At 69.4% G+C, this 22,204-nt stretch carries 23 protein-coding genes; 17 read left to right on the top strand and 6 right to left on the bottom strand.

The window, feature by feature from the left end; translation table 11 throughout:
* Positions 1 to 31 precede the first annotated feature (31 nt).
* The 12 genes from glyA to ACFVDP_RS40015 all read left to right on the top strand — a co-directional run bounded on the left by glyA (position 32) and on the right by ACFVDP_RS40015 (position 11,455).
* A complete protein-coding gene (glyA, locus tag ACFVDP_RS40070; RefSeq protein WP_383501481.1) occupies positions 32 to 1,279 on the top strand; it encodes a serine hydroxymethyltransferase in 1,248 nt (415 codons plus the stop codon).
* A gap of 146 nt (positions 1,280 to 1,425) precedes the next feature.
* Positions 1,426 to 2,793, top strand: coding sequence for an MraY family glycosyltransferase (locus tag ACFVDP_RS40065; protein WP_383501479.1), 1,368 nt, complete (start codon positions 1,426 to 1,428; stop codon positions 2,791 to 2,793).
* Between the two features lie 261 nt (positions 2,794 to 3,054).
* Entirely contained in the window at positions 3,055 to 3,504 is a 450-nt protein-coding gene (locus ACFVDP_RS40060) for a hypothetical protein (RefSeq protein WP_383501476.1), read from the top strand.
* A gap of 273 nt (positions 3,505 to 3,777) precedes the next feature.
* On the top strand, positions 3,778 to 4,548 hold the full coding sequence (gene atpB, locus ACFVDP_RS40055; protein ID WP_383501473.1) for a F0F1 ATP synthase subunit A: 771 nt from the start codon (positions 3,778 to 3,780) through the stop codon (positions 4,546 to 4,548).
* A 78-nt stretch (positions 4,549 to 4,626) separates the two neighbouring features.
* On the top strand, positions 4,627 to 4,869 hold the full coding sequence (gene atpE, locus ACFVDP_RS40050) for an ATP synthase F0 subunit C (protein WP_255975775.1): 243 nt from the start codon (positions 4,627 to 4,629) through the stop codon (positions 4,867 to 4,869).
* 38 nt (positions 4,870 to 4,907) lie between these two features.
* On the top strand, positions 4,908 to 5,456 hold the full coding sequence (locus tag ACFVDP_RS40045; RefSeq protein ID WP_383501469.1) for a F0F1 ATP synthase subunit B: 549 nt from the start codon (positions 4,908 to 4,910) through the stop codon (positions 5,454 to 5,456).
* The gene (locus ACFVDP_RS40040) at positions 5,453 to 6,274 is read left to right on the top strand and encodes a F0F1 ATP synthase subunit delta (protein ID WP_383501466.1); all 822 of its coding nucleotides are present in this window, start codon (positions 5,453 to 5,455) and stop codon (positions 6,272 to 6,274) included. Before ACFVDP_RS40045 ends, ACFVDP_RS40040 begins: the two co-directional genes overlap by 4 nt.
* A gap of 110 nt (positions 6,275 to 6,384) precedes the next feature.
* Positions 6,385 to 7,977: a F0F1 ATP synthase subunit alpha gene (gene atpA / locus ACFVDP_RS40035; protein ID WP_383501463.1), complete on the top strand. Its 1,593-nt coding sequence runs from the start codon at positions 6,385 to 6,387 to the stop codon at positions 7,975 to 7,977.
* Between the two features lie 20 nt (positions 7,978 to 7,997).
* Positions 7,998 to 8,915: a F0F1 ATP synthase subunit gamma gene (locus tag ACFVDP_RS40030; RefSeq protein ID WP_383501460.1), complete on the top strand. Its 918-nt coding sequence runs from the start codon at positions 7,998 to 8,000 to the stop codon at positions 8,913 to 8,915.
* On the top strand, positions 8,915 to 10,351 hold the full coding sequence (gene atpD, locus ACFVDP_RS40025; RefSeq protein ID WP_383501457.1) for a F0F1 ATP synthase subunit beta: 1,437 nt from the start codon (positions 8,915 to 8,917) through the stop codon (positions 10,349 to 10,351). The genes ACFVDP_RS40030 and atpD overlap by 1 nt, the downstream gene beginning before the upstream one ends.
* 115 nt (positions 10,352 to 10,466) lie before the next feature.
* A complete protein-coding gene (locus ACFVDP_RS40020; RefSeq protein ID WP_383501454.1) occupies positions 10,467 to 10,841 on the top strand; it encodes a F0F1 ATP synthase subunit epsilon in 375 nt (124 codons plus the stop codon).
* 158 nt (positions 10,842 to 10,999) lie between these two features.
* Entirely contained in the window at positions 11,000 to 11,455 is a 456-nt protein-coding gene (locus ACFVDP_RS40015; RefSeq protein ID WP_383501452.1) for a DUF2550 domain-containing protein, read from the top strand.
* A 157-nt stretch (positions 11,456 to 11,612) separates the two neighbouring features.
* Here the strand turns inward: ACFVDP_RS40015 and ACFVDP_RS40010 are convergent, their stop codons facing one another.
* The 3 genes from ACFVDP_RS40010 to ACFVDP_RS40000 form a co-directional block, all read right to left on the bottom strand.
* Positions 11,613 to 13,484 (bottom strand): glycosyl hydrolase family 18 protein, encoded by a 1,872-nt coding sequence (locus ACFVDP_RS40010; protein ID WP_383501449.1) that lies wholly within the window; start codon positions 13,482 to 13,484, stop codon positions 11,613 to 11,615.
* Positions 13,485 to 13,677: 193 nt separating this feature from the next.
* The gene (locus tag ACFVDP_RS40005; RefSeq protein ID WP_383501446.1) at positions 13,678 to 14,313 is read right to left on the bottom strand and encodes a response regulator; all 636 of its coding nucleotides are present in this window, start codon (positions 14,311 to 14,313) and stop codon (positions 13,678 to 13,680) included.
* Positions 14,310 to 15,500 carry a sensor histidine kinase gene (locus ACFVDP_RS40000; protein WP_383501443.1) on the bottom strand — a complete coding sequence of 397 codons (1,191 nt, stop codon included), beginning with the start codon at positions 15,498 to 15,500 and terminating at the stop codon, positions 14,310 to 14,312. Before ACFVDP_RS40000 ends, ACFVDP_RS40005 begins: the two co-directional genes overlap by 4 nt.
* A gap of 163 nt (positions 15,501 to 15,663) precedes the next feature.
* Between ACFVDP_RS40000 and ACFVDP_RS39995 the strand changes: the two genes are divergently transcribed.
* The gene (locus ACFVDP_RS39995) at positions 15,664 to 16,206 is read left to right on the top strand and encodes a hypothetical protein (protein ID WP_383501440.1); all 543 of its coding nucleotides are present in this window, start codon (positions 15,664 to 15,666) and stop codon (positions 16,204 to 16,206) included.
* A gap of 61 nt (positions 16,207 to 16,267) precedes the next feature.
* Complete coding sequence (locus tag ACFVDP_RS39990) at positions 16,268 to 17,719, top strand: M4 family metallopeptidase (RefSeq protein ID WP_383501438.1); 1,452 nt, start codon at positions 16,268 to 16,270, stop codon at positions 17,717 to 17,719.
* Here the strand turns inward: ACFVDP_RS39990 and ACFVDP_RS39985 are convergent.
* The 3 genes from ACFVDP_RS39985 to ACFVDP_RS39975 are packed head-to-tail and all read right to left on the bottom strand — an operon-like array spanning position 17,716 to position 19,845.
* Positions 17,716 to 18,288, bottom strand: coding sequence for a cob(I)yrinic acid a,c-diamide adenosyltransferase (locus ACFVDP_RS39985; protein WP_383501435.1), 573 nt, complete (start codon positions 18,286 to 18,288; stop codon positions 17,716 to 17,718). The two genes, ACFVDP_RS39990 and ACFVDP_RS39985, sit on opposite strands and share 4 nt — an antisense overlap.
* A gap of 13 nt (positions 18,289 to 18,301) precedes the next feature.
* Entirely contained in the window at positions 18,302 to 19,051 is a 750-nt protein-coding gene (locus ACFVDP_RS39980; protein ID WP_383501608.1) for an ABC transporter permease, read from the bottom strand.
* Between the two features lie 11 nt (positions 19,052 to 19,062).
* On the bottom strand, positions 19,063 to 19,845 hold the full coding sequence (locus ACFVDP_RS39975; protein ID WP_383501432.1) for an ABC transporter ATP-binding protein: 783 nt from the start codon (positions 19,843 to 19,845) through the stop codon (positions 19,063 to 19,065).
* A gap of 82 nt (positions 19,846 to 19,927) precedes the next feature.
* On the opposite strand from ACFVDP_RS39975, the gene ACFVDP_RS39970 reads away from it, so the two are divergent.
* The 3 genes from ACFVDP_RS39970 (at position 19,928) to ACFVDP_RS39960 (ending at position 22,074) form a co-directional block, all read left to right on the top strand.
* Positions 19,928 to 20,566: a TetR/AcrR family transcriptional regulator gene (locus tag ACFVDP_RS39970; RefSeq protein ID WP_383501430.1), complete on the top strand. Its 639-nt coding sequence runs from the start codon at positions 19,928 to 19,930 to the stop codon at positions 20,564 to 20,566.
* Positions 20,567 to 20,724: 158 nt separating this feature from the next.
* Positions 20,725 to 21,576 carry a 3-hydroxyacyl-CoA dehydrogenase family protein gene (locus ACFVDP_RS39965; RefSeq protein ID WP_383501427.1) on the top strand — a complete coding sequence of 284 codons (852 nt, stop codon included), beginning with the start codon at positions 20,725 to 20,727 and terminating at the stop codon, positions 21,574 to 21,576.
* Between the two features lie 174 nt (positions 21,577 to 21,750).
* Positions 21,751 to 22,074, top strand: coding sequence for an STAS domain-containing protein (locus tag ACFVDP_RS39960; protein WP_383501425.1), 324 nt, complete (start codon positions 21,751 to 21,753; stop codon positions 22,072 to 22,074).
* The last annotated feature ends 130 nt before the right edge of the window (positions 22,075 to 22,204 follow it).

The following is a 22,204-nucleotide window of genomic DNA, read 5'->3' as shown; positions in this document are numbered from 1 at the left end:
ACCCACTCCTCCGCGAGGCCCGGAGCCGAACATGCCGGTGATCACCGAACCCGCCGCGCTCGACGCACTGCGCCGTCAGGACCCCGAGCTGGCCGAGGTCATCCTCGGTGAGACGACCCGGCAGGCGGAGAGCCTCCAGCTGATCGCCGCGGAGAACTTCACCTCGCCCGCGGTCCTCGCCGCCCTCGGCTCACCGCTGGCCAACAAGTACGCGGAGGGCTACCCCGGCGCCCGCCACCACGGCGGCTGCGAACTCGTCGACGTGGCCGAGCGGATCGCCGTGGAGCGCGCCCAGGCCCTCTTCGGGGCCGCGCACGTCAACGTGCAGGCACATTCCGGCTCTTCGGCCGTGCTGGCCGCCTACGCGGTCCTGCTGCGCCCCGGAGACACCGTCCTGGCGATGGGCCTGCCGGTCGGCGGCCACCTCACCCACGGCTCACCTGCCAACTTCTCGGGCCGCTGGTTCGACTTCGTGCCCTACGGCGTCGACCCCGCGACCGGACTCATCGACCTCGACGAGGTCCGCGCGCTGGCCCGCGCCCACCGCCCCAAGGCGATCGTCTGCGGCTCGATCTCGTATCCCCGGCACATCGACTACGCGGCCTTCCGGGACATCGCCGACGACGTGGGCGCGCACCTCATCGCGGACGCCGCGCACCCCATCGGGCTCGTCGCCGGGGGAGCGGCCCCGAACCCGGTCCCGTACGCCGACATCGTCTGCGCCACCACGCACAAGGTGCTGCGCGGCCCCCGCGGCGGCATGCTGCTGTGCGGCGCCGAGCTGGCGGACCGGGTGGACCGGGCGGTCTTCCCGTTCACGCAGGGCGGCGCCCAGATGCACACGATCGCCGCCAAGGCCGTCGCGTTCGGCGAGGCGTCGACGCCCGCCTTCACGGGGTACGCGCACCAGGTCGTCGCCAATGCCCGGGTGCTGGCCGGCGCCCTGGAGGCGGAGGGCTTCGCCGTCACCACCGGCGGCACGGACACCCACCTGGTCACCTTCGACCCGGCACCGCTCGGCGACGTCGAGGGCCGCACGGCCCGCGGCCGGCTGGCCTCGGCCGGCCTGGTCCTGGACACCTGCGCCCTGCCGTACGGCGACGGCCGCGGTCTGCGCCTGGGCACCGCGGCCGTGACGACCCAGGGGATGGGCGAGGCGGAGATGGCCCGGATCGCGGTGCTCCTGTCGGGTGTCGTGCGTGACGCGTTCGATGTACGTACCGTCCGCGAGGAGGTCCGTGAACTGGCCCGGAGATTTCCCCCGTATCCGGGCGGATAGGGGGTAGACGCACCGGCGGAGCAGCGGCAGTGCGGACCGGAACCGTCACTCGTGCAACCATCGTCGCTACCCGTAAGTCCCCGACCTCAAGCACACAAAGCTAGGGTGTGGGGCTGAGATGGCCAGCGATACCTGTGGGGAAGCCCGTGCGTGAATATCTGCTGACGCTCTGCATCACGGCCGCGGTGACTTATCTGCTGACCGGCCCGGTGCGGAAGTTCGCGATCGTGGCCGGCGCCATGCCGGAAATCCGGGCACGTGACGTGCACCGGGAGCCCACACCGCGGCTCGGCGGTATCGCCATGTTCTTCGGCCTGTGCGCGGGCCTGCTGGTCGCCGACCACCTGACCAACCTGGACCAGGTCTTCGAGTCGTCCAACGAGCCGAGAGCGCTGCTCTCGGGTGCCGCGCTGATCTGGCTGATCGGCGTCCTGGACGACAAGTTCGAGATCGACGCCCTGATCAAGCTCGGCGGCCAGATGATCGCCGCGGGCGTCATGGTCATGCAGGGTCTGACGATCCTGTGGCTGCCGATCCCGGGCGTCGGCCAGGTCTCGCTGACCCAGTGGCAGGGCACCCTGCTCACCGTCGCCCTCGTCGTCATCACCATCAACGCGGTGAACTTCGTCGACGGCCTCGACGGGCTCGCGGCCGGCATGGTCTGCATCGCGGCGGCGGCGTTCTTCCTGTACGCGTACCGGATCTGGTACGGCTACGGCATCGAGGCCGCGGCCCCCGCGACGCTGTTCGCGGCGATCCTGATGGGCATGTGCCTGGGCTTCCTGCCGCACAACATGCATCCGGCGCGCATCTTCATGGGCGACTCGGGCTCGATGCTGATCGGGCTCGTGCTCGCCGCGGGCGCCATCTCCATCACGGGCCAGGTCGACCCGGACGCCCTCAAGCTGAACCTGGGCGGTTCGACCCGGGACGCCACCCACGCGATGCTCCCGGTCTTCATCCCGCTGGTGATGCCGCTGACCATCATCGCGATCCCGTTCGCCGACCTGGTCCTCGCGATCGTGCGCCGCACGTGGAACGGCCAGTCGCCGTTCGCCGCCGACCGCGGGCATCTGCACCACCGGCTCCTGGAGATCGGCCATTCGCACTCCCGCGCGGTGCTGATCATGTACTTCTGGTCGGGGCTCATCGCCTTCGGCGCGGTCGCGTACTCGGTGCACTCCGCGTCCGGGATGTGGGTGATGCTCAGCGTCGTCGCCCTGAGCTTCGTCGGTCTGGTGCTGCTGCTGTTGCCGCGCTTCACACCGCACACTCCGCGTTGGGCGGAGCGCCTGGTGCCGCCGCGCTACCGGCGCCGCCGGGCCTCTGCCGAGGAGGCGTTGGCCACATCCGGGGGTGACGTGTCCGCCGCGGACATGAGTGAGGAAAAGGGCGAAGAAGGCGAAAGCGCCGAAGGCGATCGTGCCCCGATTCCCGCAGGAGTCAACGGAGCGACGGCAATTGGCGCCCGTTCGCGCTTCACCGATCGGCGGAAGGCGGGTTCGTCGCGCTGACGCGGCGTTCCAAAAGGTCCCAATACCAGACAAGTTGATGGCGAAGGCGCGCAGACGCGCACTGTCACTCTCATGTGTGACAGCGAGCACACCATCTAGGTAAAGACCGCATCAAATAGTTTGTGATACCGTTCACGAAACCCGGGGATAGAGCCGAAAGACCGGAGTGCGACGGTCCCTTGGCCCGAAGTTCCCTCTCGGCCCCGGACTACGCTCGTCCATGACGACACCCTGCCCCCATCAATTAGCGGAGCTGCCGCCATGCCGTCCAACGACGCACGGACCCTTTTGCAGGCCCTCGTACCCACCGCCATCGCCGGCGTGATTGCCGCGGTGATCAGTGGTGTGCTTGCGGGCGGCAAGGGTGTCATCGGTGCGGTGGTCGGCACGCTGCTCGTCATCGCGTTCATGGGGATCGGGCAAATCGTTCTGTATCGGACGGCAAAATCGCTTCCGCAGCTGTTCCAGGCGATGGGCATGATGCTCTACGTCGCCCAGCTCCTGCTGCTCCTGATCTTCGTGGCTGTCTTCAAGAACACCACGCTGTTCAACCCCCGGGCCTTCGCCGCCACCCTCGTGGCCACGACTGTCGTGTGGATGGGCTTCCAGGCCCGTGCCCACCTCAAGGCGAAGGTCTTCTACGTCGATCCCGATACGACGAACGGCTCTGACAAGAGCGATAACCCTGAGAAGACCGGGTCTTCGTCGTGAACGGTAGGGGCGCGATAAAGGGGCGTTTGAGTTACTGCTATCGTCCGGTGCCAACTGCGGCATCGCGGGCGCGGGCATCTGAGCTGACGCCTGCACGATCGCGAGGCTCATTGCCTGCCCGCCGCCCCCACACCCGAAACACCAGACCGGTGCCGACCCGCGGCTGCGCGCCGCACCGACACAACGAGGTTGCCGTACTTATGCGTCACGCCGAAGGAGCCCGCGGTGAGTGCTGACACGACCCAGCTCGCGTTTGACTGGAGCTGTCGGATCATGTCCGACAACGGGTGTGGCTTCCCGGCGCCGGGCCTGCACTCCTTCCTGTTCCAGCCGCTGTTCACCGTCGGCGGGTTCGAGTTCAACAAGGTGATGCTCCTCGCCCTGCTGACCTCCCTCGTGGTTGTGAGTTTCTTCTACGCCGCGTTCGGCCGCGCCAAGGTCATCCCGGGCAAGACCCAGATGATCGCCGAGGCCGGCTACGACTTCGTGCGCCGCAGCATCGTCTACGAGACGCTCGGCAAGCGCGAGGGCGAGAAGTACGTCCCGCTCATGGTCTCGCTGTTCTTCTTCGTGTGGATCATGAACGTCTGGTCCGTGATCCCGCTGGCGCAGTTCCCGGTCGCCTCGGTCATCGCGTACCCGGCCGTCCTGGCCCTGGTCGTCTACGTCCTGTGGGTCTCGCTGACCTTCAAGCGGCACGGCTTCGTGGGCGGTTGGAAGAACATCGTCGGCTACGACGCGTCGCTCGGCCCGATCAAGTGGCTCGTCTCGTTCATCGAGTTCTTCTCGAACCTGCTGGTCCGCCCGTTCACCCACGCGGTGCGACTGTTCGCCAACATGTTCGCCGGCCACCTCATGCTCGTGATGTTCACGGTCGCCTCCTGGTACCTGCTGAACAGCTACATGATCCCGGCCGCGGGCGTCTCCTTCGTCATGACGATCGTCATGATCCTCTTCGAGCTTTTCGTGCAGGCTGTCCAGGCGTACGTCTTCGTGCTCCTCGCCTGCTCGTACATCCAGGGCGCGCTCGCCGAGCACCACTGAGCCAACCCGCTCCGCTGTACCCCCGATTCGTCCGGTGGCCAACCCCCACCGGCCCTTGAAAGAGAAGGAAGAACCGGCATGTCCGCTCTCCAGACCCTCGCCGCCGAAGGCCTCCACGGCTCCACTGGTTCGATCGGTTACGGCCTTGCCGCCATCGGCCCCGGCATCGGCGTCGGCATCGTCTTCGGTAAGGGCACCGAGGCGCTCGCCCGCCAGCCCGAAGCCGCTGGTCTGATCCGCGCCAACCAGATCCTGGGCTTCGCCTTCTGTGAGGCGCTCGCCCTCATCGGCATCGTTATGCCGTTCGTGTTCGGTAAGTGATCACCCCTTACTGACACGTTTCGACGAAAGGCACTGATGTGATCGCCAACCTGGTTGCGCTCGCGGCCGAGGAGGAGCAGAACCCGCTCATCCCGCCCGGTCCCGAGCTGCTCGTCGGCACCCTTGCCTTCGCCATCGTCTTCTTCTTCTTCGCGAAGAAGCTCCTTCCTCGTATCAACAAGATCCTGGAAGAGCGCCACGCGCTGATCGAAGGCGGTATCGAGAAGGCCAAGGACGCTCAGACCGAGGCCCAGAGCGTTCTTGAGCAGTACAAGGCTCAGCTCGCCGAGGCCCGGCACGAGGCCGCGCGGCTGCGCCAGGAGGCGCAGGAGCAGGGCGCCACGCTCATCGCTGAGATGCGCGCGGAAGGCCAGCGGCAGCGTGAGGAGATCATCGCCGCGGGTCACGCCCAGATCGAGGCCGACCGCAAGGCAGCCGCTCAGACGCTGCGTCAGGACGTCGGCCAGCTGGCCACCGACCTGGCCGGCAAGCTGGTCGGCGAGTCGCTCGACGACTACGCCCGGCAGTCGCGCACGATCGACCGCTTCCTCGGTGAGCTGGAAGAGAAGGCAGAGGCTGCTCGATGACCGCCCACGGAGCGAGCCGCGAGGCCCTCGCCGCCGCGCGTGAGCGCCTGGACGCGCTGACCGACAACACGTCGGTCGACGCCAAGGCGCTCGCCGGCGACCTGGCCGCGGTGACCGCGCTGCTGGACCGCGAGGTCTCGCTGCGTCGGGTCCTCACCGACCCGGCGCAGGCCGGCGACGCCAAGGCCGAGCTCGCGGGCCGGCTGCTCGGCGGCCAGGTCAGCGGCGAGGCCGTCGACCTGGTGTCCGGTCTGGTCCGCTCCCGGTGGTCGTCCTCGCGCGACCTGGTCGACTCCCTGGAGGAGCTGGCCAACACCGCGGAGCTGACCGCGGCGCAGAAGAGCGGTGAACTCGACGACGTCGAGGACGAGCTGTTCCGGTTCGACCGGATCGTCTCCTCCAACACCGAGCTGCGTGCCGCCCTGACGGACAAGGCCGCTTCGGGCAAGCTCCGCGGCGACCTCGTCAAGGAGCTGCTCGGCGGGCGGGCCAAGCCCACCACCGAGCGCCTGGTCGAGCGTCTTGTGACCGCGCCGCGTGGACGTAGCCTTGAAGCGGGACTCGACTCCCTCTCCAAGCTCGCCGCCGAGCGCCGGGAGCGCATGGTGGCCGTCGTCACGACGGCGGTGCCGCTGACCGATCAGCAGAAGCAGCGCCTGGGCCAGGCCCTCGCGAAGCTCTACGGACGTCAGATGCACCTGAACCTGGACGTGGACCCCGGAGTCCTCGGCGGGATCAAGGTGCAGGTGGGCGACGAGGTCATCAACGGCTCGATCGCCGACCGCATCGAGGACGCCAGCCGCCGCATGGCCGGCTGACACCTCACACGTACAACTACGGCCCTAGTTGGGCCGTGCAGAGGATTCCTGGGGGCTGACCCCAGACCCCAAGAACACTTCGGGCCCAACAAGGAGAGCAGGGAACCCAGATGGCGGAGCTCACGATCCGGCCGGAGGAGATCCGGGACGCGCTGGAGAACTTTGTCCAGGCGTACAAGCCGGACGCGGCCTCGCGCGAGGAGGTCGGTACGGTCACCGTTGCCGGCGACGGCATTGCCAAGGTGGAGGGTCTTCCCTCGGCCATGGCGAACGAGCTGCTGAAGTTCGAGGACGGCACCCTGGGTCTCGCCCTCAACCTTGAGGAGCGCGAGATCGGTGCGGTCGTCCTCGGCGAGTTCAGCGGTATCGAGGAGGGTCAGCCGGTCACGCGTACCGGTGAGGTCCTGTCCGTCGGCGTCGGCGAGGGCTACCTGGGTCGCGTCGTCGACCCGCTCGGCAACCCGATCGACGGCCTCGGCGACATCGAGACCAGCGGCCGACGCGCCCTTGAGCTGCAGGCCCCGGGCGTCATGGCCCGTAAGTCGGTGCACGAGCCGATGGAGACCGGCTACAAGGCCGTCGACGCGATGACCCCGATCGGCCGTGGCCAGCGTCAGCTGATCATCGGTGACCGTCAGACCGGCAAGACCGCCCTGGCCGTCGACACGATCATCAACCAGCGTGACAACTGGCGCACCGGCGACCCGTCGAAGCAGGTCCGCTGCGTCTACGTCGCCATCGGTCAGAAGGGTTCCACCATCGCCTCCGTGCGTGGTGCCCTGGAAGAGGCCGGCGCGCTGGAGTACACGACCATCGTCGCCGCCCCGGCGTCCGACCCGGCCGGCTTCAAGTACCTGGCGCCGTACACCGGTTCGGCCATCGGTCAGCAGTGGATGTACGAGGGCAAGCACGTCCTCATCATCTTCGACGACCTCTCGAAGCAGGCCGACGCCTACCGCGCCGTTTCCCTGCTGCTGCGCCGCCCGCCGGGGCGCGAGGCCTACCCGGGTGACGTCTTCTACCTGCACTCGCGTCTGCTCGAGCGCTGCGCGAAGCTCTCGGACGAGCTCGGTGCCGGTTCGATGACGGGTCTGCCGATCGTCGAGACGAAGGCCAACGACGTCTCGGCGTTCATCCCGACCAACGTCATCTCCATCACCGACGGCCAGTGCTTCCTGGAGTCGGACCTCTTCAACGCCGGTCAGCGCCCCGCGCTGAACGTCGGTATCTCCGTCTCCCGAGTCGGTGGTTCCGCGCAGCACAAGGCGATGAAGCAGGTCTCCGGCCGTCTGCGCCTCGACCTGGCCCAGTACCGCGAGCTGGAGGCGTTCGCCGCCTTCGGTTCCGACCTGGACGCCGCGTCGAAGTCGCAGCTGGAGCGCGGTCAGCGTCTGGTCGAGCTGCTCAAGCAGGCTCAGTACCAGCCGATGTCGACCGAGGACCAGGTCGTCTCCGTCTGGGCCGGCACCACCGGCAAGATGGACGAGGTTCCGGTCTCCGACATCCGCCGCTTCGAGAAGGAGCTCCTGGAGCACCTGCACCGCAAGGAGCAGGGCCTCATGACCTCCATCAAGGAGGGCGGCAAGATGTCGGACGACACCCTCACCGCTGTTGCCGACGCCATCGCCGACTTCAAGAAGCAGTTCGAGACCTCGGACGGGAAGCTTCTCGGCGAGGACGCTCCGGCCGCCGCCGGTAAGTGACGACGGAAGGGACCTGACTCATGGGAGCCCAGCTCCGGGTCTACAAGCGTCGCATCCGATCCGTCACCGCGACCAAGAAGATCACCAAGGCGATGGAGATGATCGCCGCCTCGCGTGTCGTCAAGGCGCAGCGCAAGGTGGCGGCCTCCACGCCGTACGCGACCGAGCTGACGCGCGCGGTCACGGCGGTGGGGACCGGGTCGAACACCAAGCACCCGCTGACGACCGAGGCCGAGACGGCGACCCGGTCCGCGGTTCTGCTCCTCACGAGCGACCGCGGTCTGGCCGGCGCCTTCAACTCGAACGCGATCAAGGCCGCGGAGCAGCTCACCGAGCGGCTCCGGGCCGAGGGCAAGGAGGTCGACACGTACATCGTCGGCCGCCGCGGTCTGGCCCACTACAACTTCCGCGAGCGCAAGGTCGTGGAGTCGTGGTCGGGTTTCACCGACGAGCCCAGCTACGCGGACGCGAAGAAGGTCGCGGGCCCGCTGATCGAGGCCATCGAGAAGGACACGGCCGAGGGCGGCGTGGATGAACTCCACATCGTCTACACCGAGTTCGTCTCGATGATGACGCAGACGGCGGTCGACGGCCGCCTGCTGCCGCTCAGCCTCGAAGAGGTGGCGGAGGAGTCCTCGTCCAAGGACGAGATCCTTCCGCTGTACGACTTCGAGCCGTCGGCGGAGGACGTCCTCGACGCCTTGCTGCCGCGCTACGTCGAGAGCCGTATCTACAACGCACTGCTCCAGTCGGCTGCCTCCAAGCACGCCGCCACGCGCCGCGCGATGAAGTCGGCGACCGACAACGCGGGCGAGCTGATCAACACGCTCTCCCGTCTTGCCAACGCGGCCCGCCAGGCCGAAATCACCCAGGAAATCAGCGAGATCGTCGGTGGCGCCAGCGCCCTGGCCGACGCGACCGCGGGGAGTGACAAGTAATGACGACCACAGTTGAGACGGCCGCTGCCACGGGCCGCGTCGCCCGGGTCATCGGCCCGGTCGTCGACGTGGAGTTCCCCGTCGACGCGATGCCGGACATCTACAACGCCCTGCACGTCGAGGTCAACGACCCGGCGCAGGACGGCGCGAAGAAGACCCTGACGCTCGAGGTCGCCCAGCACCTCGGTGACGGCCTGGTCCGCGCCATCTCCATGCAGCCCACCGATGGTCTGGTCCGCCAGGCCGCGGTGACCGACACCGGTGCCTCCATCACCGTCCCCGTCGGTGACTTCACCAAGGGCAAGGTGTTCAACACCCTCGGCGAGGTCCTGAACGTCGACGAGCAGTACACGGGCGAGCGCTGGGGCATCCACCGCAAGGCCCCGAACTTCGACGAGCTCGAGTCGAAGACCGAGATGTTCGAGACCGGCGTCAAGGTCATCGACCTTCTCACCCCGTACGTCAAGGGTGGAAAGATCGGCCTGTTCGGCGGTGCCGGCGTCGGCAAGACGGTGCTCATCCAGGAGATGATCTACCGCGTCGCCAACAACCACGACGGTGTCTCCGTGTTCGCCGGTGTCGGCGAGCGCACCCGTGAGGGCAACGACCTCATCGAGGAGATGGCCGAGTCCGGCGTCATCGACAAGACCGCGCTGGTCTTCGGTCAGATGGACGAGCCGCCGGGCACCCGTCTGCGCGTGGCCCTCGCGGGTCTGACCATGGCGGAGTACTTCCGCGATGTGCAGAAGCAGGACGTGCTGTTCTTCATCGACAACATCTTCCGCTTCACGCAGGCCGGTTCCGAGGTCTCCACGCTGCTCGGCCGCATGCCGTCCGCCGTGGGTTACCAGCCGAACCTGGCCGACGAGATGGGTCTCCTCCAGGAGCGCATCACGTCGACCCGTGGTCACTCGATCACGTCCATGCAGGCCATCTACGTGCCCGCGGACGACCTGACCGACCCGGCCCCGGCGACGACCTTCGCCCACCTCGACGCGACGACGGTTCTCTCCCGTCCGATCTCCGAGAAGGGCATCTACCCGGCCGTCGACCCGCTGGACTCCACGTCCCGGATCCTGGACCCCCGCTACATCGCGGCGGACCACTACAACACCGCCATGCGCGTCAAGACGGTGCTGCAGAAGTACAAGGACCTCCAGGACATCATCGCGATCCTCGGTATCGACGAGCTCGGCGAGGAGGACAAGCTCACCGTCCACCGCGCCCGTCGCGTGGAGCGCTTCCTGTCCCAGAACACCCACGTCGCCAAGCAGTTCACCGGCGTCGACGGGTCGGACGTCCCGCTGGACGAGTCGATCGTGGCCTTCAACGCGATCATCGACGGCGAGTACGACCACTTCCCGGAGCAGGCGTTCTTCCTGTGCGGTGGCATTGAGGACCTCAAGGCCAACGCCAAGGAGCTCGGCGTCTCCTGAGCCTCGTAGCTCATGGGAGGGCCGGGGTGCGTCCCGGCCCTCCCGAAACGCCCACTAGACTTTGACCCAACACCCGGCAGCGAGTGCCGCCGGGTGGTGACCCGAGGAGCCCACCATGGCTGCTGAGCTGCACGTCGAGCTCGTCGCCGCGGACCGTAGTGTCTGGTCCGGCGAGGCCACCCTGGTCGTCGCGCGTACCACGTCCGGCGACATCGGCGTCATGCCCGGTCACCAGCCGCTGCTCGGTGTGCTGGAGTCGGGCCCGGTGACGATCCGCCAGAGCGACGGGGGAACGGTCGTGGCGGCTGTCCACGGCGGTTTCGTGTCGTTCGCGGACAACAAGCTGTCGCTGCTGGCCGAGATCGTCGAGCTGTCGGACGAGATCGACGTCCAGCGGGCGGAGCGGGCGCTGGAGCGCGCGAAGTCGGACGCCGACGCGTCCGCCGAGCGTCGCGCCGACGTCCGACTGCGTGCGGTGGCGGCGCGCTGACCCCAGCGAGCCCATAGACGCACCTCAGCCGCGGCCCAGGCCGGAGTAGCCCTCCGGACCGGGTCGCGGCTGAGGCGATCTATACCTGTTTTTGCTGTTCCGTTATCAGGCGTTTGATCGGTCGAGAAGTTCCTTGAGAGACGAGGAGGTCGGTGCAGATGGTCCTCGTTCTCGTGCTGTGCGTAGTCGCGGTCGTCGTACTCGTACTGCTGGGATTGTTCGTCTTCGGGCTGCGGCGCCGGCTGATCCAGCGCTCGGGCGGCACCTTCGACTGCTCACTGCGGTGGGACGCTCCCGCGCCGGATGCCGTGGACACCTCCGGCAAGGGGTGGGGGTACGGGATCGCGCGCTACAACGGTGACCGGATCGAGTGGTTCCGGGTGTTCTCGTACGCGCCTCGGCCCCGGCGGATTCTTGAGCGGGCGGCCATCGAGGTCAACGGGCGGCGGGCGCCGGAGGGTGAAGAGGAGCTGGCGCTTCTCTCCGATGCCATCGTGCTGGCGTGTACGCATCGCGGGGCCCGGCTTGAGCTGGCCATGAGCGAGGATGCCCTGACCGGGTTCCTGGCGTGGCTGGAGGCGGCGCCGCCCGGGCAGCGCGTCAATGTGGCCTGAGCCTGATCTTCGAGTGCGGGTTGAGTGTGGCTGGTCGCGCAGTTCCCCGCGCCCCTGAAACGAGCTTCGCTCGTCCAGGGGCGCGTTTTTCGTGCCGCACGTGAAGAAGCCGGGCGCACGGGGGGCGTTCCCGTGGGCCCGGCTTCGTTGAGGGGGCCTAGTTCAGGCCGGAGGCCACGGCGCTGACCAGCTCACCGTTGGACGTGTCTCCCGAGAACTCCCAGAAGAACGCGCCGCCCAGACCCTGCGACTTGGCCCAGCTCATCTTCGAGCCGATCGTCGCCGGGGTGTCGTAGGACCACCAGTCGGAACCGCAGAAGGCGTACGCGGTGCCGGCCACCGTGCCGTTCGAGGGGCACTTCGTCTTCAGGACCTTGTAGTCCTCGATGCCCTGCTCATAGGTACCGGCCGCCGGACCCGTGGCCGTACCGCCCGGCTCCTTCTGCGTCACGCCCGTCCAGCCGCGCCCGTAGAAGCCGATGCCGAGCAGGAGCTTGGACGCCGGGACGCCCTGCGCCTTGAGCTTGGCGATCGCGTCCGCCGAGTTGAAGCCGGCCTGCGGGATGCCGGAGTACGAGGTGAGCGGGGAGTGCGGGGCCGTCGGACCCTTGGCGTCCCAGGCGCCGAAGAAGTCGTAGGTCATGACGTTGTACCAGTCGAGGGGCTGGGCAGCGCCCGCGTAGTCGTTCTTCTCGATCTTGCCGCCGGCCGAGCCGTCGGCGGTGATGGCGGCGGTGACCAGGTTGGAGGAGCCGAACTTGGCGCGCAGCGCGGTGGTCAGCTTCTTCAGGGCGTCCTGGCCCGAGGTGTCACAGGACAGGCCGCACGCGTTGGGGTACTCCCAGTCGATGTCGATGCCGTCGAAGACATCGGCCCAGCGCGGGTCCTCGACCAGCTTGTAGCAGGAGTCGGCGAACGCGGCCGGGTTCTGCGCGGCCTGGCCGAAGCCACCGGACCAGGTCCAGCCGCCGAACGACCAGAGGATCTTCAGGTTCGGGTGCTTGGCCTTGAGCTGGCGCAGCTGGTTGAAGGCGCCGCGCAGCGGCTGGTCCCAGGTGTCGGCGGTGCCGGAGACGGAGTTGGCCGCGGTGTAGGCCATGTCCGTGTCGGCGTAGGAGTCGCCCATCGTGCACTGGCCGTTCTGCACGTTGCCGAAGGCGTAGTTGATGTGGGTGACCTTGGCGGCCGAGCCGGAGGTCTCCAGGTTCTTCGGGAAGTACTGGCGGCCGTAGACGCCCCAGTCCGTGAAGTACCCCATCTTGACCTTGCCGCCGGTGCCCGGGTTGCCCGGGTCGGTGCCGCCGCCAGTGGTGTGGACCTTGACCGCGCCGGAGGCGGGACCCGTCTGGTCGGCGGTGTCGCGGGCCTGGACGGTGTACGAGTAGTCGGTGCCGGCGGTGAGGCCGGTGTCGGAGTACGAGGTCCCGGTCACCGTCGCGACCTTGGCGCCGTCGCGCAGGACGTCGTAGTTCTTGATGCCCTTGTCGTCGGTGGCCGCCGACCAGGAGAGCTTCGCCGAGGTGTCGGTGATGGCGGAGGCGGTCGGGGTGCCGGGCGCGGAGGGGGCCGCGTCGCCGGGCACGTCGCCGCCGTCACAGGAGGCGCCGTTGATCTTGCAGCCGGAGGGGGCGCCGGCACCGGAGCCGTTGAAGCCGAAGGAGATCGAGGCGCCGGGGGCGAGCGACCCGTTCCAGGAGAGGTTCTTGCCGGTCCAGTGGTCGGCGGAGTTGGTGACCGTGGCGTCCCAGGCGGAGGTCACCTTGGTGCCGGAGGGGAAGTCCCACTCGACGGCCCACGAACTGATGGCCGTGGTGCCGCCGTTCTTGATCGTCCACTTGCCCTCGAAGCCGGTGCCCCAGTCCTGGGTCTTGGCGTAGGTGGCGGTGACGGCGCTTGCAGCGGCTGCCGCCTGCGAGGGGGAGGCGAGGGCCGTGACGGCGGTGAGGCCGGCGGCGGGGAGGGCGAGCGTGGCCAGGACGGCGGTGAATCTGTGCCGCAGTCGCTTTCTGGGTACGTCGGTCGAGCGCATGGGGTGCTCCTCGGGGTTCCGGGGTCCGTGAAGGGGGTGGATCCCTGCGACGCCCATGAGCACCGGAGGTGGGGGGTGTGTGCTCACCGCAGTGCGGCGAGAATAGAAAGGTCTGGACCAACGGTCAAGGTCTAAACCAATTACGGGTTTCGGCCAACCTTCGGCCTCCCTTCGGCGGCCGCCTCGCGACGGCCTACAGACCCAACTCCTGCGCCAGTACTGCGGCTTGCACCCGGCTGCGCAGTCCGAGCTTGCCGAGAAGGCGGCTGACGTGCGTTTTCACCGTGGCTTCGGCCATGTCGAGGCGGTCCGCGATCCCCGCGTTGGAGAGCCCTTCGCCCAGGCAGCCGAGGACTTCGCGCTCGCGCCGGGTGAGCGTCGCCAACTCCGGCGGCGCGGCGGCGCGTTGCGGGCCTGACGCGAATTCGGCGATCAGCCGGCGGGTCACGGCCGGCGCGATCGTTCCCTCTCCGCGCGCGACCGTCCGCACGGCCTCGATCAGGTCCTTGGCGTCGGTGGTCTTGAGGAGGAAGCCGCTGGCGCCCGCGCGCAGCGCCCCGAAGACGTACGCGTCCAGGTCGAAGGTGGTCAGCACGAGGACGTCCGCGAGGGCCTCGGCGACGATCTCGCGCGTGGCCGAAACCCCGTCGAGGCGGGGCATCTGCACGTCCATCAGGACCAGATCGGGGCGCAGTTCGAGGGCCAGCGCCACCGCCTGCTCGCCGTCCGCCGCCTCGCCGGCCACCTCGATGTCCGGCGCGCTGTTCAGGATGAGGACGAGCCCGGCCCGTACGGCGGACTGGTCCTCGGCGACGAGTACGCGGATCACGCGGGTTCTCCTTCGGGGGCCGGGGGTTCCAGGGGCAGAGTCGCGCGCACCCGCCACACCGTGCGCCCGGAATCGGGGTGCGGGCCCGCGTCGAAGGTCCCGGCGAGCAGCTCGGTGCGCTCGCGCATGCCGACGAGTCCGGCGCCGGAACCGGGGGCGCGCGGCCCGCCCCGGTCCCCGTACGGGCTGGCGACCCGCACCTCGACCCGGTCCGCCGAGCACGCGACCTCGACCGTGACGCGGCCGGGGGCGGCGTGCTTGAGGGCGTTGGTGAGGGACTCCTGGACGATGCGGTAGGCGGCGAGGCCGACCGGGGCGGGCAGCCCCGACGTGGCGCCGGTGACGGTCAGTTCCGCGTCGAGCCCGTTCGCGCGGGACTGCTCGACGAGGGCGCCCAGACCGTCCAGGGTCGGCGCCGCGGCCGGTTCCGTGGAGGCGCCCGCGTCGCGCAGCAGGCCGATCAGGCGGCGCATCTCGGCCAGTCCGTCGACGCTGTTCTCCCGGATGGTCTCCAACGCCGTACGGGTGGTCGCCGCGTCGTCGATGGACAGCGCGGCCGTGGAGTGGATCGCGATGGCGGAGAGATGGTTCGCCACCATGTCGTGCAGCTCACGGGCCATCCGGGCGCGCTCCGCCGTCACCGCCTGCACCCGGTCCATCTCGGCGAGCAGCGCGGTCTGTTCGGCCCGCAGCCGCTCGGCCGCGGCCGTCTCGCGGTGATTGCGCACCAGCACCCCGGTGGCGGCCGGGAAGAACGTCACCAGACCCACCGCGACCCCGATCAGCAGGGCCTCCGGCCGCCGCAGCACGGCGACGGCGCCCAGCGTCGCCGCGACGGTGACCAGACCGGCGGCCACGGGAATGCGCCGGGCCGCCGCCGGGCTCCCGTACAGGACGGCCGCGTAGACCAGGTCCGTGTACATCAGGACGGTCGCCAGGCTGCCCGCGGTGCACTGGTCGGCGATCAGCACGAGGGTGCCCGCGGCGACCGCGCACCACGGCAGCGTCCGGCGCACCAGCTCCAGGGCGGACATCGCGACGAGCGGCAGCAGCAGCCACGCGCCGCCGAGCGACCGGCCCGTGTTCATGCCGAGCCCGATGCCCCACAGCAGCAGCCCGCCCAGCAGGCCCGCCACGGCGATCCGGACGTCGTCGCGGTGCGGCGGGCGGGGGAGCGGCAGGTGCATGACCCCATCCAACACGGGCCGGGCCCGTCGGGCACGGCGCCCAGGGACGACATCGCGGGGACCGCCGGTACATCGAAGGATGCAGTGCCTTCTCGTCACGTACGACGACGATCCCGGCCCGTCCGGCGGCCAGGCTGGAAGCGGGGAACGAGAGGAGCCCGTCGTGATCGTCACGCTCATCGTCGTCTGCGAGGTCGCCTTCTGGGTGCTGCTCGCCGCCGGACTCGCCCTGCGCTACTGGGCCCGGATGCCCCGCGCGGGCCTGGCCGTACTGCTCTGCGAGCCGCTCCTCGAAGTGATCCTGCTGATCGTCACCGCCGTCGACCTCAAGAACGGCGCCGAACCGGACTGGAAGCACGGCCTGGCCGCCGTCTACATCGGCTACTCGGTGGCGCTCGGCCACTACACGGTCCAGTGGGTCGACGTCCGCGTCGCCCACCGCTTCGCGGGCGGCCCGCCGCCGTCCACGCCCAAGTACGGCACCGCGCGCGCGGTCCACGAGTGGAAGCTCGCCGCGCGCTGGGTGCTCGCCTCGGTCATCGCCCTCGGACTCCTCCAGGGAGCGATCTGGTACGTGGGCGACGACGGGGCCACGGGGTCGCTGACCCAGTGGCAGCAGCGGATGCTGTTCCTCATCGGCCTCAACGTGGTCATCGCGCTGAGCTACACGCTGTTCCCGAAGAAGACGCCCGCGCTCGATCGGTGACCAGCGGAAATACGCTCTTCAGGCCATGGGCGCGCATCTGCGGCAGGGCGACCATGCGGACATGGACAGCACGCTCCTGGCCGCGGTCATCGGCACGGTGGGAGGCGGCGTGGCCACCGGTACCGGCGCCTGGCTGCGCAACCGCGCCTCCGCGCGGACGGCGGCCCGCCTCGTGTACGCGGAGCTGACCCGGGACAGCTCCGCCGTGGCGCAGTTCCGGCAGACCGGCCAGTGGGCGACGCCGCCGCTGTCGAAGACGGCCTGGCAGAGCAACAGTCCGGTGCTCGCCCGGATGCGCCGCAGCGACGTCTTCGAGCGCGCCAACCGGGGGTACGAGGCGCTGGACCTGGCCACGGCCGTCGCCGCGAACGAGCTGTCGGGCGCCGAACGCGACGAGTTCCTGCACGAGGCGTGCAAGCAGCTGATCACCGCGATCAGGGAGATCGGCTCGGTGGCCCAGATGCCGAGGAACCAGATCCAGGCCTGGACCGCCCCGCTGGAACCGGGCGCGGCCACGAACATCGTGGCGAGCCCCGGCATGCTCCCGGTGACGCTGGAGTTCCAGGGCGGCGTCGCACCGGTGCCGGGCGCCCCCGCCTATGTCGTGCGCGACGGGGGCCTGGAGGTGCGGCCCGGTGCCGAGCCCTCCGACCTGGTGCGGCACCTGGTCTTCGACGCGGGCGGCGGCAAGCGGCTGGACGGGCTGCGGCCGGTGCGCTGGACCGGCTCGGCACCGCGCGGGGACCGGGCCGCGGACGTCGCGTACGAGGCGCTCGTGGCGATGGACCGGTTCGGCGTCGACGTGCTCGGACTCGACGAGGACGACGCCTCGCGCTTCCCGTACGCGGCGATCGTGCACTACGACAGGCGGTACAACAACGGCTGGTGGAACGGGCAGTTGATCATCCTCGGCGACGGCGACCCCGCACTCTTCGACAGCTTCGCCCAGTTCGACGTGGTGACCGCGGAGGGCTGGTGGCGGCTGCACCAGCTGGAACGCTTCCCCTTCGAGGGACAGGCGGGCGCCCTCGACGTCTCGATCCGTGACGTGCTGGCCACGCTCACCCGCCAGTACACCCTCGGCCAGCGCGTCGACGAGGCCGACTGGCTGCTCGCCGACGGCCTCATCGTGCCCGGCCCCGGCGGCCACGCGCTGCGCTCCCTGCGGGCCCCCGGCACGGCCTACGACAACGAGGTGATGGGCAAGGACCCGCAGCCCGCGCACCTGGACGCGTACCAGGAGACGGAGCTCGACAACGGCGGCGTCCACATCAACAGCGGCATCCCCAACCACGCCTTCTACCGCCTCGCCAAGGAGCTGGGCGGTCATGCCTGGGAGCGTGCGGGGCGCATCTGGTGGGACGCCCTCACCGGGGAACTCCCCGATCCCGTACCGGACTTCGCGGCCTGGGCCGGCGCCACCGTCCGGGCCGCCGCCGCCCGCTACGGCGCGGACGGCGACGAGTGCAAGGCCGTCCGCGCGGCCTGGGACGCGGTGGGCGTCACGCCCTAGCGCTCCCCGCCCGGCACCCACAGCACGTCCCCGACCGCCTTGTTCGCGGTGCGGGCGAGGATGAACAGCAGGTCCGAGAGGCGGTTCAGGTACGTCGCGGTCAGCGGATTCATCGTCTCGCCGTGCACCTCCATGGCCGCCCACGTCGAGCGCTCGGCCCGTCGCACCACGGTGCACGCCTGGTGCAGGAGGGCCGCGCCCGCGGTGCCGCCGGGCAGGATGAACGAGCGCAGCTTCTCCAGCTCCCCGTTGAACCGGTCGCAGTCCGCCTCCAGCTTGTCGACGTAGAACTGCTCGACGCGCAGCGGCGGGTACGCGGGGTTCTCGACGACGGGCGTCGACAGGTCGGCGCCGACGTCGAACAGGTCGTTCTGGACGCGCGTGAGCACCGTGACGACCTCCTCGTCCAGGCCGCCGAGGGCGATCGCCGTGCCGATGACGGCGTTGGCCTCGTTGGCGTCCGCGTACGCCGAGATCCGCAGATCGGTCTTGGCGGTGCGGCTCATGTCGCCGAGGGCGGTGCTGCCCTTGTCTCCGGTACGGGTGTAGATGCGCGTCAGATTGACCATGCGACCAGCGTAGTTATGCCCCGGCCCTGCGGAAGACACGTGTGCCCACCGTCACGGCGCCGGCCGCGAAGGCGACCGCGACCAGGACCCCGTACAGCATGTGCGCGCTCGCGTACGAGCCCACGTACGCGTCCCGCATCGCGTCCACCAGATACCGCACCGGCAGGAAGTGCGAGAGCACGTCCAGCCAGCCCGGGGCGAGCGTCATCGGCAGCATCAGGCCCGACAGCAGCATCGACGGCACGGTGACCGTGTTGATGGCGGGCCCGAACTCGCCCGGCGTGTTCACCCGCAGCGCGAAGGCGTACGAGAGCGAGGCGAGCGACACCGTCAGCAGTGCCACGAAGGCGAAGCCGATCAGGATCCCGGCGAGCGGCGCCCGCAGGCCCATCGCCAGCGCGGCGAGCACCAGCAGCACGGCCTGGCAGAGGAAGAGCGCGGTGTCCCGCAGCACCCGCCCGAGCAGCAGCGCGAGCCGGCTGACCGGGGTGACCCGCATCCGCTCCAGCACGCCCCAGTTCTTCTCGATGAGTACCGAGAACCCGGCGAACCCGGCCCCGAACACCCCGAGCTGGAGCAGCAGGCCGGGCACCAGGATCTGCCACGAGCTGCCGCGCGACCCCAGTGGCAGGCCGGTGAGCAGCGGTCCGAAGAGGACCAGGTACAGCAGCGGCATCAGGACGCCGAAGAGCATCTGGAACTTCGAGGACAAGGTCTGGCGGGCGTACCGGCCGAAGATCAGCGCGGTGTCCGCGGCGAGGATTCTCATGTCGTTCACACCGCCACCGGGGTCGTGTCCGCCGGCGCGGGCCCGCGCCCGGTGATCGTCAGAAAGGTCTCCTGGAGCGTCGCGTCGATCGACCCGCCGTACTTCAGCTTGAGCGTGCTCGGCGTGCCCTCGGCGGCGACGACCCCCTGGTCCACCACGACGATCCGGTCCGCGAGGGCGTCCGCCTCGTCCAGGTAGTGCGTGGTCAGGAAGACGGTGGTGCCGTGCTCGTCGCGCAGCCGTCGCACCAGGTCCCACAGGTCGGCGCGGCTGCCCGGGTCGAGCCCGGTCGTCGGCTCGTCCAGGAAGAGGACGGCGGGGCGGTGGGTGAGGCCCAGCGCGATGTCGAGGCGGCGCCGCTGCCCGCCGGAGAGCGCGGCGGTCCTGCGCTCCATCAGATCGGTGAGGCCGAGATCGGCGGCCAGCTCCGCGGCGCGCTCGGCCGCCCGGGTCTTCGTCAGCCGGTAGAGGCGGCCCTGGGTGACCAGCTCCTCCCGTACGGAGACGGTCGGATCGACGCCGCCGGACTGGGCGACGTACCCCACCGCGCGGCGCACCCCCGCAGGGTCCGCCGCCAGGTCGTGGCCCGCGACGGTGGCCGCGCCGCCGCTCGGCGGGAGCAGCGTGGTCAGCATGCGCAGGGTCGTGGTCTTGCCCGCGCCGTTCGGCCCCAGGAAGCCGAGGATCTCGCCCGGCTCGACCCGCAGATCGATGCCGCGGACGGCCTCGACGGGCCCGCGTCGGGTGGTGAAGGTCCGGGTGAGCCCGGACGTGCTGATGACTGCCATGCGGGCCAGAAAAACAGAGTCACTGCAATTTTGCAATGCCCCCAAAATTTCAGTGAGGCCATCGATTGCGTAGGATCGGCCCATGGCGGAAGGGCTCAGGGAGCGCAAGAAGCGGCAGACCAGGCAGTACATCTCGGACGTGGCGACCGGTCTGTTCCTGGAGCGCGGGTTCGACGCGGTGACCATCGCGGAGATCGCGGACGCCGCGGACGTGTCCGTGAACACGGTCTACAACTACTTCCCGGCGAAGGAGGACCTGTTCCTCGACCGCTCCAGGGGAGTCGTCGACCGGATGTCGCGCTGGGTGCGCGGGCGCGCCCCGGGTGAGTCCGCGGCCGTCGCCGTGCTGCGCGAACTGCGCGAGGAGATCGAGTCGGTCTCGCCGCGCGTCGGCCTGATGGACGGCTACAGCGACTTCATGCGGGTGGTGCACGGCGCCGCCGCCCTGCGCTCCCGCCTGTGGGCCATCCAGCAGGAGGTCCACGACAACCTCACCGAGACCCTGCGCCAGGAGACGCACGCGCCCGACGACGACCCGCTGCCGGATCTGATCGCCGGCCAGATCGGCTGGGTGCACCAGACGGTCATGGCGGGCATCGGCCGCCGCATGCTCGCCGGCGGCAGACCCGCCGAGGTCTCCCGCGAGATGCTCGATCTTCTCGACGGCGCAGAGGAACTCCTGAGCGAAAAGGTGCTCAACTATGCGGTGCGCGACGCCTGATGGACCACGTCGGTGTGATGTCCGTCATTCGAGACGTGACGCGCATCTCTTAACCGCCACATGCCCCCTCACGGGCGCTATCGTCCGCCGGAGAGCAACGTGAACAGTGGTCGAGCGGTACGCGGGTAAGCGGGTACGCGGTAAAAGGGGAGTCGCACGTGGCAGGGAAGCTCGCCGTCGTCGGGGCCGGTCTCATGGGGTCCGGCATCGCCCAGGTCTCCGCCCAGGCGGGCTGGGACGTCGTCCTGCGCGATGTCACCGATGAAGCCCTCAAGCGCGGCACCGACGGCATCGAGGCGTCGTACGACAAGTTCGTGAGCAAGGGCAAACTCGCCGCCGAGGACGCCGAGGCGGCCCTCGCCCGCATCACCCCGACCACCGATCTGGACGCGGCGGCCGACGCCGACCTCGTCGTCGAGGCCGTCTTCGAGAGGCTGGAGATCAAGCACGAGATCTTCCGCGCGCTCGACAAGATCGTGCGGGACGACACGGTGCTCGCGTCGAACACCTCCGCGATCCCGATCACCAAGATCGCGGCGGTGACGGACCGTCCGGAGCGCGTCGTCGGTGCGCACTTCTTCTCGCCTGTGCCGATGATGCAGCTGTGCGAGCTGGTCCGCGGCTACAAGACGAGCGACGAAACCCTCGCCACCGCGCGGGAGTTCGCCGAGTCCGTCGGCAAGACCTGCATCGTCGTCAACCGCGACGTGGCCGGCTTCGTGACCACCCGCCTCATCTCCGCCCTCGTCGTCGAGGCCGCGAAGCTGTACGAGTCGGGCGTGGCCACCGCCGAGGACATCGACATCGCCTGCAAGCTCGGCTTCGGCCACGCGATGGGACCGCTGGCCACGGCCGACCTCACCGGCGTCGACATCCTGCTGCACGCCACCGACAACATCTACACGGAGTCGCAGGACGAGAAGTTCGCGCCGCCGGAGCTGATGCGCCGGATGGTGGATGCCGGTGACATCGGGCGCAAGAGCGGGCAGGGCTTCTACAAGCACGGCTGAACCGGCAAGCGGGGCTGAACCAGGCCCGCCTGACGCGACATCACCCCTCAGGGTGAATTCGGTATCGGTTCGCTTACAGACGGCAACTTCTGGCGCCTTGAGCCAGTCAGTTGCAGTGACATACCCAGATCACCTGGAAACCTCTCGTCACTACTGATCGCACGGGGAGCGCATATGCACATCAGGGGCGACCACGCCGAGCTGGTCGTCGGGGGCCGCCTCGACGTCCGGAGCGCGGCGGACGCCCGTACGGTCCTGCACACCGCCGTCGACGACGGCATCGGAGACCTGGTCCTCGACCTGTCCGAACTGGACTCGTGGGACGCGACCGGACTCGGCGTCATCATGGGCGCCCACCGGCGCGCCGGCCGCTGTGGACGCCGGCTCGTACTGCGCGCGGTCCCGGACCGCATGCAGCGCCTGCTGGTCGCGACCCGGCTGCACCGGATCCTGGCCATCGAGGGCGGCATCGGAGTCGAGTCGCTGCCCCGCGTGTGAGGCACGTTCACCCCCCGAAGGTGTGAATCACTCATTCCTGGGGGAAGCGCCCACAATCCTCACGAGACTGTGACGTCTCGGACGGCGCGGCACCCCGGCTGTTCGGCGATACTGCGACAAGGTCTAGGGT

This window comes from Streptomyces sp. NPDC057694 (assembly GCF_042799415.1).
Taxonomy (GTDB): Bacteria; Actinomycetota; Actinomycetes; order Streptomycetales; family Streptomycetaceae; genus Streptomyces.
The sequence above is the reverse complement of the archived record's forward strand: the minus strand, read 5'-3'. Positions and strand labels throughout refer to the sequence as shown.

What these genes read in the sequence shown, in the direction of transcription:
- glyA (WP_383501481.1), top strand. Translation starts at nt 32, where the DNA reads ATGCCGGTGATCACCGAACCCGCCGCGCTCGACGCACTGCGCCGTCAG.
- ACFVDP_RS40060 (WP_383501476.1), top strand. Translation starts at nt 3,055, where the DNA reads ATGCCGTCCAACGACGCACGGACCCTTTTGCAGGCCCTCGTACCCACC.
- atpB (WP_383501473.1), top strand. Translation starts at nt 3,778, where the DNA reads ATGTCCGACAACGGGTGTGGCTTCCCGGCGCCGGGCCTGCACTCCTTC.
- atpE (WP_255975775.1), top strand. Translation starts at nt 4,627, where the DNA reads ATGTCCGCTCTCCAGACCCTCGCCGCCGAAGGCCTCCACGGCTCCACT.
- ACFVDP_RS40040 (WP_383501466.1), top strand. Translation starts at nt 5,453, where the DNA reads ATGACCGCCCACGGAGCGAGCCGCGAGGCCCTCGCCGCCGCGCGTGAG.
- atpA (WP_383501463.1), top strand. Translation starts at nt 6,385, where the DNA reads ATGGCGGAGCTCACGATCCGGCCGGAGGAGATCCGGGACGCGCTGGAG.
- ACFVDP_RS40030 (WP_383501460.1), top strand. Translation starts at nt 7,998, where the DNA reads ATGGGAGCCCAGCTCCGGGTCTACAAGCGTCGCATCCGATCCGTCACC.
- atpD (WP_383501457.1), top strand. Translation starts at nt 8,915, where the DNA reads ATGACGACCACAGTTGAGACGGCCGCTGCCACGGGCCGCGTCGCCCGG.
- ACFVDP_RS40020 (WP_383501454.1), top strand. Translation starts at nt 10,467, where the DNA reads ATGGCTGCTGAGCTGCACGTCGAGCTCGTCGCCGCGGACCGTAGTGTC.
- ACFVDP_RS40015 (WP_383501452.1), top strand. Translation starts at nt 11,000, where the DNA reads ATGGTCCTCGTTCTCGTGCTGTGCGTAGTCGCGGTCGTCGTACTCGTA.
- ACFVDP_RS40010 (WP_383501449.1), bottom strand. Translation starts at nt 13,484, where the DNA reads ATGCGCTCGACCGACGTACCCAGAAAGCGACTGCGGCACAGATTCACC.
- ACFVDP_RS40000 (WP_383501443.1), bottom strand. Translation starts at nt 15,500, where the DNA reads ATGCACCTGCCGCTCCCCCGCCCGCCGCACCGCGACGACGTCCGGATC.
- ACFVDP_RS39990 (WP_383501438.1), top strand. Translation starts at nt 16,268, where the DNA reads ATGGACAGCACGCTCCTGGCCGCGGTCATCGGCACGGTGGGAGGCGGC.
- ACFVDP_RS39985 (WP_383501435.1), bottom strand. Translation starts at nt 18,288, where the DNA reads ATGGTCAATCTGACGCGCATCTACACCCGTACCGGAGACAAGGGCAGC.
- ACFVDP_RS39975 (WP_383501432.1), bottom strand. Translation starts at nt 19,845, where the DNA reads ATGGCAGTCATCAGCACGTCCGGGCTCACCCGGACCTTCACCACCCGA.
- ACFVDP_RS39970 (WP_383501430.1), top strand. Translation starts at nt 19,928, where the DNA reads ATGGCGGAAGGGCTCAGGGAGCGCAAGAAGCGGCAGACCAGGCAGTAC.
- ACFVDP_RS39960 (WP_383501425.1), top strand. Translation starts at nt 21,751, where the DNA reads ATGCACATCAGGGGCGACCACGCCGAGCTGGTCGTCGGGGGCCGCCTC.